This is a genomic window from Halanaerobium sp. (genome assembly GCF_003070835.1).
In genome coordinates this window covers 1-14011 of record NZ_QBLR01000079.1, presented here as the reverse complement: position 1 = coordinate 14011, position 14011 = coordinate 1, and the positions used below count along the sequence as shown (strand labels likewise).

Below are 14011 nucleotides of genomic sequence, written 5' to 3'. Positions count from 1 at the left end.
TCTGTACCAACTTCCTGATTTACCTCTTTCATAGTCACAAAACTGCCTGCTCTTTTGGACATCGGCACCTTCTTACCATTACGAAGCAGAGTCACCATCTGGACCACAATTACTTCCAGAATATCTTTATCATAACCAAAAGCTTCAATTACAGCTTTCATTCGCGGAATATAGCCGTGGTGGTCAGCTCCCCAGACATTAATCAGTTTATCAAAACCTCGCTCCAGTTTATCTAAATGATAGGCCATATCTGCTGCCAGATAGGTTGGTGAGCCGTCTGATTTGATAATAACTCGATCTTTATCATCTCCAAAATCAGTTGATTTAAACCAGAGAGCATCTTCTTTTTCAAAAATATAACCCTTATCTCGCAGCAGGTCAATAGCCTGCTCAATTTTATCGGGATGAAGAGTTCGCTCACTGAACCAGTTATCAAATTCGATTCCGAATTCTTCTAAATCCTCTTCAATATCTGCCAGCATTTCCTGGTAGGCATATTCGCGGCAGATTTCAAGCTGCTGCTCCTCGTCTTTTTCCATTAGCTCTGCCCCGTGCTCATCATATAAATCCTGAGCAATTTCTTTTATATAATCACCGGCATAAACATCCTCAGGCATTTCAATATCTTCACCCAGAATTTCTCGATATCGTAAGAGAGTTGATTTACCAAGAATATCCATCTGATTTCCGGCATCATTGATATAGTATTCTTTTTCCACATCATAACCTGCAGCTTCCATGATTGAAGCAGTTACATCTCCAACTACAGCTCCCCGGCTGTGGCCTACATGTAAAGGTCCGGTCGGATTAACTGAAACAAATTCCACCTGCACCCTTTTGCCTTTACCGGCATCAATTTTACCATAATCCGCTGCTCTTTTAGTAATGATTTTAAGGTTATTCCAGAGCCAGGCATTTTTAAGCTTAAAATTAATAAATCCCGGGCCAGCAATATTAATATCCTCTACAATATCACTTTCAAAATTTTCTACAATAATTTCGGCAATTTTGCGGGGGTTCATCCCTGCCTGTCCTGCTAAAACCATGGCCAGATTAGTAGCATAATCTCCGTGACCTTTTTCGCGCGGCACCTCAATTGAAACCTCAGGCACCTTTTCTAAATCCAAGTCTCCATCATAAATTGCTTTTTTTACACTTTCGACCAGAAAACTGATTAATTCAGCTTCCACAGCGGCCTGTAAATTTTTCTGCAAAACAAAAAACCTCCTATAAATTTTACTTTGTAATTTTATAATTTATTTTCAAATGGTGTTCAGCGTTTAACTCTCCACCCAAAAAGACCTGATAGTTAATTCTAATCAGGCCGGAATTATCACTGATTTCCATTTCCAATCTCTTAGTTTTAACAGCCATTTTAATTTCACCATAGGCCGTCTTAAAATAACCTTCCTGCTTTTTGCCGACCCTAAAATCCTGTTTCATAGCTGCAGGTTCCTGACGCAGAAGCAGCACCCGCTCCCGCTCCGGATCAATTTTAACGATTGTCTGGGAGCCATCAATACCTTCAGCATCATCAAGATAACTCAGGTATAACTTTTCATTTTTTATATAAAATTCTCCCTGATACTGGTTGTTGATCTTTTGTTTTTCAGGATCATCAGTAAGTTTCTGTAAATTTTCTAACTTGATAGAACAATTTTTACTCATACTTTATTAATTCACTCCAGAATTTTATAATTTGAAAAAACCACAGCCCAAATTTTAACTGCGGTTTTTAGATTCTATATTTTAATATTTTTACCAAATTCTACTGCTGACTGGTGGTTCTTAATTGCTTTGAAATTCTTGACAATACAGCCCTGAGATTCGAGAGCTGCCATTACCTTTTTTAAAGCCTTATTCGTTGCAAAAAAGCGAGGTTTAACATAGGCAACAGCATCTTTACCGACAGTTCTTTTGGCTTCAGAAAGAAATGAACTTAAAGATTCGTCTATTTTCCCTCTAAAAATCCCCTTAGTCGGACTGCCCGCTAAAATAAGGTCATAGGGATAAAAGGAGACTCCATTCCCCACATCATTTGTGTTTTTGATATCTACTCTAAACCCCTTTGATTCTGCCCCTTCTTTTATACCCTCTGCTATATCTTTAAGATCAGCATCAGGTGTATGTATAATTAGTAAACGCTGCACTGATAACCCTCCTTTTTTTAATCAATCTTAATTTTATCATAAAAGATTAAACTTTTACAGGGTAATCGGCAAGAAAATATAAAAAACCTCTCTTCTTATAATAAAATAAAAAGAGAGGCTTTCAAATCAAGCAAAATTTTATTATTTTAGACCCAATTTGTTTACCAGTTTATCCTTTGGCATATAACCAACAAGCTTATCTTTTACCTTGCCGTCTTCCATTACTAACATAGTTGGAATACTCATGATTCCATAGCGGGAAGCAGTAGACTGGTTTTCATCAACATTTAATTTAGCAACCTTAATCTGGTCACCATATTCGTTTGCGATATCTTCTACTACAGGTGCCACCATTCTACAGGGACCACACCATTCTGCCCAAAAATCAACTAAAACTTTTTTGTCTGCGCTTAAAACTTCACTGCTGAAGTTTCCATCTGTTACTTTTACCGGTTTACTCATATTGAATTTCCTCCTGTGTTGTGTTTATTTGAACCCGGTCCAAAACGGTCGTTTCGGACCGGGTACAAGTGAATAAAAATACTAAGTCTTTATTTTAGCTGGCTGCTACTGCTAAATCCTGAACCTTTTTCAGAATTGTTTTGGCAGGTACTGCTCCAACCTGTTCGTCTGCACCAGAGTTAATAACTGTTTTTGGTACTCCGGATACATTGAAGCTGGAAGACAGTTCTTCAAATTCCATTGCCTCTACCATTTCTCCTCTGACCTTAGGGTTGAGCATTGCCATCTGATGGGCAACTCTAACCGCGCGAGGACAGTATGGACAGGTAGGTGTAATAAATACCTGCAGCAGCACATCAGAATCAATAGCTTTTACTTCTTTTTTGATATCTTCAGAAAGGTCTATTCTTTCATGGTCAGACATATCTAAAATATCTTCAATTAATGAAGTAAACTCATAGCCTGAAGGAATTCCATAAAAATGAACTCCACTATCCTGACCTTCATTATTTAAGAAGATAATTGCTGGTGCTCTATCTACACCAAATTCTTCAGCTTTTTCGCTGCCTAATAAATGTTTTTCAAAATCTACTTTTTCATCCAGGCCAGTCACCTCTGATAAAATCTCTTCTGTATCTGCACAGTACTGACAGCCCTCTTCTTGAGAAAAGAAAAGTAAATTAACATCGTCTTTTAAATTTTTTGAGAACAATTCTTTAATTTTATTTTTTTCTTCCTGATCGATCTTTGCCATTATATATCACTCCCTGGGTATTATTAATTTTTAACTTTAATTATGCCTTCAATTTACAATTTCATTTTGACTTACAACATTTATTATATACGATATAAATTTAATTAAAGTTAAGCAATTAACATTTTCCTAAATTAAATTTCAAAACACAGAAGAAGCTTCTCTAAGCCCCTCCTGTGTTTAAATAATCTATTTGAGCCAATCTATTTTTCTAAAAATACATTATAAGCTAAATAGGAATGATAAACATCTGCCTTACTTACAACTTCATAAGGTGAGTGCATAGAAAGCACAGCTGGACCACAGTCAACTACATCCATATTGTAATTGGCCAGAAACTGAGCGATAGTTCCACCGCCACCTTCGTCAATCTTACCAAGTTCAGCAGTCTGCCAAACTACACCTGCATTATTAAAGAGACCTCTGATTTCTCCCATGAATTCTGCACTGGCTTCTGAAGCTCCAGCTTTACCGCGGGCTCCAGTATATTTAGAGATAACAATTCCTTTACCGAGATAAGCAGAATTATGCTTGGCATAAACTTCAGCAAAATCAGGATCATAAGCAGCATTAACATCTGCTGATAAAACCTTAGAATTCTGCATTACCTTACGCACCAGCAGTTCACTGTATTCATTATAATAGAGATCAACCAGATTGGCCACCTGATCCTCAAAGAAGTGGGACTGCATACCTGTTGAACCCATACTGCCAACTTCTTCACGGTCCATCAATAAAATTACTGAAGTGTACTGAGGATCTTTGATATCCAAAATTGCCTCTAAAGCTGTATAACTGCAGACACGATCATCATGACCATAACCGGCAAGTAAGCCGCGGTCAAAACCGGCGTCCCTGGTCTTAAAGGCCGGAACAACCTGCAGATCAGCGCTGATAAAGTCTTCTTCTTTAAAATCATATTCGGATTTTAGGTGATTTAAAACAGCTTCTTTAATTTTTTCTTTTGCATCTTCATCAGCCACAGGAATACTGCCGACAACTACATTAAGCTGCTCTCCACTAATACCCTCACTCATTGACTTTTTCATCTGCTCTTTACCGAGGTGAGGCAGGACATCACTAATAAAGAAGACCGGATCATCTTCTTTTTCGCCGATGCTGATATTTATCTGAGTTCCATCATCTTTAACAACCACTCCGTGCAGAGCCAGCGGCATAGTTACCCACTGATATTTTTTAACTCCACCATAATAGTGAGTCTTAAACATTGCCATCTCACCATCTTCATAAAGTGGGTTTGGTTTTAGGTCAAGTCTTGGTGAATCAATATGGCTGCCGACTATTTTGAGACCTTCTTTTAAATCTTTTTCTCCAATCACAGCCGCCATCAGAGCCCGGGAGCGATTTTCTACATAAACCTTATCTCCCTTTTTGAGACTTTCAAACTGATTAATATTTTTAAAACCGGCTGCTTCCAGTTCAGAAATTGCTGCAGAAGCAAATTCTCTTTCGGTTTTATTTTCACTTAAAAATTTAGCATAACCTTCATTAAAGGCAAAAACTTCTTCTCTCTCTTCTTTGCCCATTTCCGCCCAGGCATTTTTGGCCTGATACGCATTTTCGTTCTTTTTTTCTTCACTCATCTATAATGCCCCCTTAATAAATTTTATTCTTATTAATTATACCAGCTGCAGAGCAAAATTGTAAGTAAATCTTTTACAATAGTCTGATTATCACTCTGAAGCCGGCAGATTATTAGCTTCAGGAAGTACAAAGGCGAATTCCGAACCTGTCTCCAAATTTTTTTGATAAACTCTGCCGCCGTGAAGCTTTATAATATCTTTGACAATAGCCAGCCCCAGTCCACTGCCCCGTTTTTTGCTCTGAAAACCTTTTTTATTGACCTTATAAAATCTTTCCCAGATATTTTTTTGTTCTTCTGGCGGCACACCCGGTCCCTGATCCCGGACTGCAAATTTTACTGCTGAATCAGTTTTAGTTAGAATAATTTTTATTTCTCCAGCAGCAGGCGAATATTTGACCGCATTATCGAGCAGATTGATAATTACCCTTTTGATTTTATCGGCATCAAGTCTGAGCATTATCTTTTCTTCCAGTTGATAGTTGAAATCCTGTTCTATTTCATTCACACTCTTATAATCCTGCAGCATATTATAGACAAATTCTGAAAAATTGACTTCGGTACACCGCAGAATATCAGATTTTAGTTCCGAAATACTCAAAATATTGTTGACCATTGTTTCCAGCCTGTTGCTCTCTTCAATAATCATATTTAAGTATTTTTCCCTGGCCTTTTCCTGACTGACAGCACCATCATAGACAATCTCAGCCGCACCTCTGATTGAAGAAAGTGGGGTTTTTAATTCGTGAGAAACATTAGCCACAAAATCATTCTGCAGCTTCTCAAACCGCCACCTCTCTGAAATATCCTGAAAAATTACAACAACTCCCCAGAACTTACTCTCTCTAAAAATAGCTGTGCTGTGCAGTAGTAAGTATTTATCAGCTTCCTCTACCTTAACTTCCAGACTTCTATTTTCCCTTTTTTGAATGCTCTCATTTATAAAATCAATTACTTCCTGATTATCGATCAGCTCAGAAAGGCTCTGCTGCTTATTCAATTCAACCTGCTCCTCGGAAATAAAAAAATCTGCAAAGGACTGGTTAAGCAGAATAATTTCCTGAGCTGAATTTAAAGCCAGCACACCTTCTTCCATTCCCGAAAGAATGTAGTTTAACTTATTTTTTTCTTCTTTTAAATTATTCATGTTTTGAGCCAGAGTTTTTGACATTTCATTGATGCTTTCTGCCAGATTTTTTAATTCTTTTGTATTCTGAGCATTACTGATTTCTATAAAGTTACCGCGGCTTATTTCTTCAGCGGTCTTACTAATATTTTTTAGAGGCTCAGAAATGCTTTTAGCCCAGAAATAGGCAAGCAGTAGTGCCGGCAGGGCTGAAAAGAGAATCAAATAAAGCATAATTTTTTGAATCTGTCCAACCGTTGAATTAATTCCCTGGACCGAAGTGAAAAACAGCAGTCCATATTTTTCTCCTTCAACTTCTATTGAAGCTGCATTTAAGAGCATCGGCCGATCAAACTGCTCTGAATCAACCCGGCTGGAAAGCATTTTATTGTCGAAAATCTGCTCAAAACCTTCAAAATCTACCCGCTCATCTATCCGGCCGGGATAACTGTAAATAATATCTCCTTCTCGGTCAGTTAACCAGATCTGCCCCCGATTTTGCCGGGCGGTTAAGCTCAAAATTTTATTGATTTCCTCATCTTCTCCGGCTGCCAGATATTGGTCTATATCGTTTTTTAACTGATTTAAATTATAAAGGACCTCATTTTCGCGGCGGTTATAAAGAAAATCTTCTAAATAATAGATAACTATTAAACCAAAAATCACTATAATGATCAGCGAGAGCACTATAAATCGAAAAAATAATTTACCAAATAAACTGTTAGTCTTTAAGTTTTTCAGCTTCAAATTTATATCCAACCCCCCAGACTGTCTCAACTGCAGCTGCAGCATCACCCAGCTTTTTCCGCAGTGATTTAATATGAGTATCTACTGTTCGCACATCACCAAAATAATCATAACCCCAGACAGCCTTCAGTAAATTTTCCCGCCTAAAAACTTTTTTTGGATTTTGAGCCAGATGCCAGAGTAGAGAAAACTCTTTGGGAGTAACTTCAATAAGTTCTTCCTGATATTTAATATAATGTTCTTCCTTATTAATTATCAGATCACCAAACTGAAGCAGTTTTGATTCTTCCTCTCCCTGCTGATATCTTCTTAAGACAGCTTTAATTCTGGCAACAACCTCCCGTGGACTAAAGGGTTTGCTGATATAATCATCTGCTCCCAGCTCAAGACCGGTAATCTTATCTGTAGATTCGTCCTTGGCACTGAGAAAAATAATCGGCAGCTCAAACTCCGGCCTGATCCGCTGACAGAATTCCCAGCCGTTTTCATCTGGCAGCATTATATCCAGAATCAAGACATCTACAGACTGGGTTTTTAAAAGCTGATATCCCTTTTCCGTATCTTCAGCTGCCGAAACACTGAAGCCCTCAAATTTAAGGTAATCTTCCAGTATTTCTCTAATATGAGGATCGTCGTCAATTATCAAAACATTTTTGCCGCTCATTCTGTCACTTCCTTAAAAGATAATTGTAAAAAATCTAATCAATGTTAAAAAAATAAAATCTGAAACAGCCTCACAACAGGCTCTGCTTATATTCCTTTTCAATTAAATTAATTATACCATAAAGAAAAAAGTCCTGCTTTTTAGGGCAGGACTCTGCTGTATATAATTTCTATATAAGGAAGGTTAAATTAAATATTTTTCTCAATTTCAGCATCTTCTCTTAATTTATCTAAATACTGATTGATTGCCTGACTCTGCTGCTGCTGTTTGAGCATCTGCTCCAGCTGCGGCTTCAGCTTCTCAAAAGAAGCATCCTGACCGCTCTGCTCAAAGGCCTCTTTATTTTCCTCATAAGCTGATTTTAATTCTTCTTCGCTAACTTCAATATCAGCCAGCACTTCCTCTTCAATTAACTTATTGATTTTAATCTGAGGGTTATTAGAAAATTCTTCTTTATAAGCCTCTTCATTTTCATAACCACGCTGTTCTAAAATTGAAAGGAACTGTTCTTCGTCCATCTGGTTCTGCTGTAAAATTGCTGATTTCTGCTGTTCATAAATCTCGTTCTTTTCTTCCTGAGTTAAAGTAATATCTGACTCTGCTGCTGCCTGTTCTAATAATACATTGTCAATCAGGCTGTCTAATTTAGCCTTCTGCAGTTCTTCCAGTACAGTCTTTCCAGCTTCAGAACTTGCCAAAAGCTGTGCCAGCTGCTGATCTACCTGACTTACCTGCTGTAAGATCTGATTAACATTTGCCTGCTGTGCCAGCTGCTGGGAAGAAATTTCTTCTCCATTTACAGTAGCTACAACCTGATTACCCTGATTTAAAGACTGGGCGGCAGGTTTTTCGCTGTTAGACTCCGTATCCTGAGCCAGAGCAGCTGTCGGAACCATCAGAACAGTTATCAATAAAAGTGAAACTAAAATCTTTTTCATTAAATATAAGCACTCCCCTTAAATTACTATTGACTTAACTATTAAAATAATTTAGTTAAGCATTTTTTTATTTATCTGATTATAAGTATAGGTTAGAAATGTGAGAAAAATGTGAGAGAAAGATTAAATTAATCTAAAATCTGCTTTTTAAAATAATTTTAAATCAAGTTAAGTTAAATATGGGCCCTCTAAGGGGCCCATAACAAATTTATCTATTCAGGAGGATTAAATCATCTTTTCAATCTCTGCTTCTTCACGTAAATTACTTAGATACTGACTTATCTTTTTATTTCGCTTCTGCTGTCTGAGCATCTTCTCCAGCTGTGGCTTTAAATCTTCAAAATCAGTATCTTTACCACTTTGAGCAAAGGCATCTTTGTTTTTCTCATAAGCCTTTTTAAGTTCTTCTTCGCTAATTTCAATCTCAGCTGCTACTTCCTCTTCAATTAACTTATTGATTTTAATTTGAGGATTACTTAGAAATTCTTTTTTATAAGCCTCTTCATTTTCAAAGCCCTGTTTTTCTAAGACAGATAAGAACTCTTCTTCATCCATCTGATTTTGTTCCAAAATTGCTGCTTTCTGCTCTTTGTAAATTTCTTCCTTTTCCTGCTGACTGAGGCTAATACCTTTTTCTTTAGCCTGCTGTTTGAGCAGTACATTATCTATAATAGAATCAAGCTTCTGCTTTTGGTATTCCTTGATAACTTCAGACCCGGCTTCAGACTGAGCTAAAATTTGAACCAGCTGCTGGTCTATCTGACTTAGCTGCTGCAGGAGCTGGTTAACATTTGCCTGCTGATTTAGTTCTGCCTGTGTAATTTCTTCTCCGTTAACTTCGGCTACTGCAGAATTACTGTTAATATTCTCTTCCAGAGAGGGATCGGCCGGCTGCTCACCATTTAATTCCATCTCCTGAGCCATAACTGTCGTCGGAACCATCAGCACTGTGATTAATAAAAGTGAAACGAGAACTTTTTTCATTTCTAAAACACTCCTTTGAAAATTAATTTTTTGAAATTTACTGTAATGATTTCTGTTTTTTTCTCATTTCTCAATTAATAGTATAGAAAAGGAATGTGTTAAAAATGTGAGAGAAAGTTTAAAATAAGATATTAATCAGATTAAAACTTTCTTAACTGCTCTAAATAACCGTCATAATTGCGTTTGATTTCTCTGATGCTGTCGCCGCCGAATTTCTCAGCTGTACTTTTTGCCAGCACTGAAGCAGTAACCGCTTCCCCAACTATACTGGCTGCTGGAACAGCACAGACATCAGAACGCTCTTTGGCAGCTGTAGTTTCCTTTTTAGAGATTATATCAGCAGAATGCAGCGCCTTGGCCAGAGTAGGAATAGGTTTCATCGCCAGACGGATAATCAGTTCTTCGCCATTGCTCATTCCACCTTCTATTCCACCTGCCTGGTTGGAACTCCGGTAAAAACCGCGGTCAAGATCATAGTATATTTCATCATGAGCCTTGGAACCCGGTAAACCTGCACCCTTAAATCCGGAGCCGATTTCTACCCCTTTGATCGCCTGGATGCCCATCAGCTGAGCTGCCAGTTTACTTTCCAGTTTTAAATCCCAGTGAACATGGCTGCCCAGTCCGACCGGCAGACCGGTAACCACGATTTCGAAAACTCCTCCCACAGAATCTCCATTGGCCCGCCAGGAATCAATTAAATTTTTCATCGCTTCTGTTTTAGCCTCGTCTCCGCAGCGGAGGGCTGTTTTGTCAAGCTCGGCAAAATATTTTTTGATTTCAGCCTCATTTTTGAAACGCTCCGGATCTCTTGCTTTTAGATCTGTCCAGGTCTCGCTTTTTAAGTTACCAATCTGGACAACATGACTGTAAATATTGACATTAAATTCATTTAAAAACTGCCTGGCCACTGCTCCGACTGCAGTTCTGGCTGCAGTTTCGCGAGCACTTGCCCGCTCCAGGACATTGCGCAGATCCCGGTGGTTGTATTTTAAAGCTCCGGGAAGGTCAGCATGGCCGGGTCTGGGATTTGTCAGGGCTTCCACATCATCTCCCCGCTCTTTATCAGGAGCCATTGCCTCAACCCAGTTCTGCCAGTCCTTATTTTCAATTGTCATACTTAAGGGGGTCCCAAGAGTTTCCTGATGCCTCAACCCGGAATTGATTATTGCCCGGTCACTCTCTATTTTCATTCGACCACCGCGTCCATAACCCTGCTGCCTTCTAAATAACTGTTCATTTATCTGCTCAACTTCTACTTTAAGGCCAGCGGGCAGACTCTTAATTATTGCTGTCAGCCGCGGCCCGTGTGATTCTCCAGCTGTTATATATTCAAACAAAATTTTTCCTCCTTTATACTCTACTTCTCAATTTATATTTGCTGCTTTAATCTAATGTGTTTGATGAAATTTAACCTACATTATTTATAGTCAATTTTCTTTTCTCTTGCTTTAAATGATTTGAGAGAAGTTGTAATTGCATTCAATTCTTCCATCAGCAGCCTAAAGTTATCAGGCTTTAGAGACTGTGGTCCATCAGAAAGTGCATTTTCCGGATGCGGGTGGACTTCAACCATAATTCCATCTGCGCCAACTGCGGCTGCCGCTCTGGCAACCGGGATTACTAACTCCCAGCGTCCGGTTCCGTGGCTCGGATCAGCAATCACAGGCAGGTGACTTAACTGCTGAACTAAAGGAATTGAACTTAAGTCCATTGTATTTCTGGTTTCTTCACCGAAAGTTCTAACTCCTCTTTCACATAAAATAACCTGATGGTTGCCCTCGTTCATCACGTACTCTGCTGACAGCAGCCACTCTTTGATGGTAGCGGACATCCCTCTTTTAAGCATTACCGGTTTATCGAGCTTCCCAATTGCCTTTAAAAGAGCATAGTTTTGCATGTTGCGGGCTCCAATCTGGATAATATCAGTATATTTGCAGACAACATCTATATGCTCAATATCCATCAATTCTGTAATTACCTTGAGCCCGGTTTCTTCTCTGGCCTTGGCTAATAACTTAAGACCTTCTTCACCCAGCCCCTGAAAAGAATAGGGAGAAGTTCTCGGCTTAAATGCACCACCGCGAAGTATTTTAGCTCCTGCTTCTTTGACCACCCTGGCAGTCTCCAGCATCTGCTCTTCATTTTCTACCGAGCAGGGCCCGGCCATCACTGTCAGCTCATCTCCACCGACCTTAACGCCATCGCCGAGGTCAATTACTGTTTTATCCTGTTTAAAGTTCCAGCTGGTCAGCTTATAGGGGTCAGAAATCACTACTACCTTTTCCACACAGCTCATAACCTGCAGTTTCTCTTTTAGGTTAACCTTTTTTTCAGGTGCAACTCCAACAACTCCGACAATCGTAGTTTCCGCCCCGGTATCCGGATGGGCTGAGAAACCAGCTTCTTCAATTAACTCAATTACCTTCTGTTCATCATCTTTAGTTGCCCCTCTTTTTAATACCGCTATCATATTACTCATTCCCCTCTGCTAATACTTTTTTTAAGTTCCTGATAAAATATTCATTGTCAGCTCTGGTCCCGATGGTTACTCTGATCCAGCTTTCCATCCCAAATTGATGGCCCGGTCTAATAATTACTCCCCGCTGCTGCAGCTCTTCAAAGACTTCAGCGGCCGGCATCCCGGTGTCAACCATCATAAAATTGGCCTCAGTTTCAATATATTCAAGCCCCAGCTCTTCAAACTTCTGATAGAGAAATTCTTTTTCTTTGTTATTTAAATTCTGACAGATTTCCAGATGTGATTCTGACTCTAAAGCTGTCACTGCAGCCTTCTGTGCCAGGCGGTTGACATTAAAGGGGCCTCTAATTCTATTTAAATAATCAATTAGTTCTGGATCAGCCAGGGCATAACCTATCCGCATTCCGGCCAGACCGTAGGCCTTAGAAAATGTCCGCATCAGCATTAGGTTTGGATATTTTTCCAGCAGCTCAACTCCATCAAAGGGGTCTTCGGCTGTGATATACTCCTGATAAGCCTGGTCGACTATTACCAGTACTTCCTCTGACACCTTTTCCAAAAAGTCTTCTATCTCTTCCCGCTCGAGCATGGTTCCGGTTGGATTATTGGGGTTACAGATAAAAATTGCCTTTGTCTGATCGCTGATTTCAGCTTCCATCGCCTGCAGATCATGTCTGTGATTTTGATCAAGTGGAACCTTGACACTGCTGCCGCCCCTGGACTTTACTGCCAGCTCATATTTGATAAAAGCTGGATCTGCCTGAATAACCTCGTCCCCTGGCTTTAAAATCAAAGTCATTAATAGGTCTAAAATTTCATCGGAGCCATTGCCCAGAAATATTCTTTCCTCTGCCAGCTGGTACTTTTCTGCCAGAGCTGTCTTAAGCTCCCTGCTGTCTGAATCTGGATAGAGACAGACATTTTTAGCCTCTGACTGTATTGTATCAATCACCTGAATTGCTGGTCCCAGTGGGTTTTCATTAGAAGCAAGTTTAACTATTTTTTCCAGTCCGTATTCTTCCTGTACCTCTTCTATGCTTTTGCCGGCCTGATAGCGGTTCATCTCTTTAACACCGGCTGAAATATCATCAATTATCTTTTTCATCCAATCACCTCTTTTAGTAATTCTTTAAAATTAGGAAAAGATGTAGCTATAATTTCACTGCCGTTAATTGTAATTCCTCTTTTAGAATTTAAAGCCAGTACCGCCAGCGACATTGCAATCCGGTGGTCATGATAGCTTTCAACTTCAATTCCACCCTCTACTGGCTGGGGGCCGCTGATTTCCATCCCGTCCTCATTTTCTGTAATTTCTAGTCCCAGTCTTTCAAATTCTGTGACCACTGCTTTGATCCGGTCTGTTTCCTTAACCCTCAATTCTTCTGCATCTTTGATCACTGTTTTACCTTCAGCAAAAACTGCCAGCACAGAGATTATGGGGATCTCATCAATTAGGCGGGGAATTACTTCACCACTGACTTCTGTCCCTTTTAAGTCTGAGGGTTTAACCAGAATATCTGCAGTCGGCTCTCCTCCCTGATCTCTCTTATTTAAAAGTTCAATTTTACCATTCATGGCCTTAATTACTTCCAGAAAACCACTGCGGGTCTGGTTGATGCCGACATTTTTAATTAAGAGCTCACCCTCAGCTGCCAAAAGTCCAGCTGCAATAAAAAAGGCGGCCGAAGAAATATCTCCCGGAACATTTATCTCAAATGGATTAAGTTTTCTCTCTGCTGCCTGCTTTAGAATAATCCTATCCTCTAAAATCTCCAGATCGATCCCGGCACCTTTGAGCATCCGCTCGGTGTGATCCCTGGAAACTGCCGGTTCAATGATTACCGTTTCGGCTTCAGTTTTTAAAGCTGCCAGTAAAATTGAAGACTTAAGCTGGGCACTGGCAACAGGAAGTTTGTATTCCATCGCCTCCAGCGGCTGGCCCTTAATACTCAGTGGGGCTAGTCCGTCCCGGCGGGACCATATTTTAGCTCCCATTTTGGAAAGTGGTCCAATAATCCGCTGCATCGGTCTTTTGCGCAGCGAGTGGTCTCCTGTCAGCACTGAATAAAAATCCTGAGAGGCTAAAAGTCCGGCCAGAAGC

14 protein-coding genes are annotated in these 14011 nt (G+C 39.6%); all 14 read right to left on the bottom strand.

All coding sequences use genetic code 11. The annotated features are described in order from the left end of the window. Nucleotides 1-1214 (bottom strand): arginine--tRNA ligase (gene argS, locus CI949_RS09705; RefSeq protein ID WP_290765742.1); only part of this gene is annotated, 1214 nt, incomplete at its 3' end. A gap of 22 nt (nt 1215-1236) precedes the next feature. Beyond that, nucleotides 1237-1668, bottom strand: a complete 432-nt coding sequence (locus tag CI949_RS09700) for a DUF1934 domain-containing protein (RefSeq protein ID WP_108137619.1) — start codon at nt 1666-1668, stop codon at nt 1237-1239. Between the two features lie 74 nt (nt 1669-1742). Further along, the gene (locus tag CI949_RS09695) at nt 1743-2150 is read right to left on the bottom strand and encodes a DNA-binding response regulator (protein ID WP_290765738.1); all 408 of its coding nucleotides are present in this window, start codon (nt 2148-2150) and stop codon (nt 1743-1745) included. A gap of 141 nt (nt 2151-2291) precedes the next feature. Beyond that, nucleotides 2292-2612 carry a thioredoxin gene (gene trxA, locus CI949_RS09690; RefSeq protein ID WP_108137615.1) on the bottom strand — a complete coding sequence of 107 codons (321 nt, stop codon included), beginning with the start codon at nt 2610-2612 and terminating at the stop codon, nt 2292-2294. A gap of 94 nt (nt 2613-2706) precedes the next feature. Continuing rightward, complete coding sequence (locus CI949_RS09685; protein WP_290765734.1) at nt 2707-3366, bottom strand: protein disulfide oxidoreductase; 660 nt, start codon at nt 3364-3366, stop codon at nt 2707-2709. 203 nt (nt 3367-3569) lie between these two features. Continuing rightward, nucleotides 3570-4970, bottom strand: coding sequence for an aminopeptidase (locus tag CI949_RS09680; RefSeq protein ID WP_290765731.1), 1401 nt, complete (start codon nt 4968-4970; stop codon nt 3570-3572). A gap of 90 nt (nt 4971-5060) precedes the next feature. Beyond that, on the bottom strand, nt 5061-6842 hold the full coding sequence (locus tag CI949_RS09675) for an ATP-binding protein (protein WP_290765727.1): 1782 nt from the start codon (nt 6840-6842) through the stop codon (nt 5061-5063). Further along, nucleotides 6817-7506, bottom strand: a complete 690-nt coding sequence (locus tag CI949_RS09670) for a response regulator transcription factor (protein WP_108137607.1) — start codon at nt 7504-7506, stop codon at nt 6817-6819. The genes CI949_RS09675 and CI949_RS09670 overlap by 26 nt, the downstream gene beginning before the upstream one ends. Nucleotides 7507-7694: 188 nt before the next feature. Beyond that, nucleotides 7695-8444 (bottom strand): SurA N-terminal domain-containing protein, encoded by a 750-nt coding sequence (locus CI949_RS09665; RefSeq protein ID WP_108137605.1) that lies wholly within the window; start codon nt 8442-8444, stop codon nt 7695-7697. A gap of 225 nt (nt 8445-8669) precedes the next feature. Continuing rightward, a complete protein-coding gene (locus CI949_RS09660; RefSeq protein WP_108137603.1) occupies nt 8670-9428 on the bottom strand; it encodes a SurA N-terminal domain-containing protein in 759 nt (252 codons plus the stop codon). Nucleotides 9429-9568: 140 nt separating this feature from the next. Next, entirely contained in the window at nt 9569-10768 is a 1200-nt protein-coding gene (gene aroC, locus CI949_RS09655) for a chorismate synthase (RefSeq protein WP_108137602.1), read from the bottom strand. Nucleotides 10769-10848: 80 nt separating this feature from the next. Then, a complete protein-coding gene (gene aroF / locus CI949_RS09650) occupies nt 10849-11901 on the bottom strand; it encodes a 3-deoxy-7-phosphoheptulonate synthase (RefSeq protein ID WP_108137600.1) in 1053 nt (350 codons plus the stop codon). Between the two features lies 1 nt (nt 11902). After that, nucleotides 11903-13015, bottom strand: coding sequence for a histidinol-phosphate transaminase (gene hisC, locus CI949_RS09645; protein WP_290765715.1), 1113 nt, complete (start codon nt 13013-13015; stop codon nt 11903-11905). Further along, nucleotides 13012-14011 (bottom strand): 3-phosphoshikimate 1-carboxyvinyltransferase (aroA, locus tag CI949_RS09640; protein WP_290765713.1); only part of this gene is annotated, 1000 nt, incomplete at its 5' end. The genes aroA and hisC, both read right to left, overlap by 4 nt.

Coding starts and splice junctions, on each gene's coding strand:
- CI949_RS09700 (WP_108137619.1), bottom strand. CDS start 1,668: ATGAGTAAAAATTGTTCTATCAAGTTAGAAAATTTACAGAAACTTACT.
- CI949_RS09685 (WP_290765734.1), bottom strand. CDS start 3,366: ATGGCAAAGATCGATCAGGAAGAAAAAAATAAAATTAAAGAATTGTTC.
- CI949_RS09680 (WP_290765731.1), bottom strand. CDS start 4,970: ATGAGTGAAGAAAAAAAGAACGAAAATGCGTATCAGGCCAAAAATGCC.
- aroF (WP_108137600.1), bottom strand. CDS start 11,901: ATGATAGCGGTATTAAAAAGAGGGGCAACTAAAGATGATGAACAGAAG.
- CI949_RS09670 (WP_108137607.1), bottom strand. CDS start 7,506: ATGAGCGGCAAAAATGTTTTGATAATTGACGACGATCCTCATATTAGA.
- CI949_RS09665 (WP_108137605.1), bottom strand. CDS start 8,444: ATGAAAAAGATTTTAGTTTCACTTTTATTGATAACTGTTCTGATGGTT.
- hisC (WP_290765715.1), bottom strand. CDS start 13,015: ATGAAAAAGATAATTGATGATATTTCAGCCGGTGTTAAAGAGATGAAC.
- CI949_RS09660 (WP_108137603.1), bottom strand. CDS start 9,428: ATGAAAAAAGTTCTCGTTTCACTTTTATTAATCACAGTGCTGATGGTT.
- trxA (WP_108137615.1), bottom strand. CDS start 2,612: ATGAGTAAACCGGTAAAAGTAACAGATGGAAACTTCAGCAGTGAAGTT.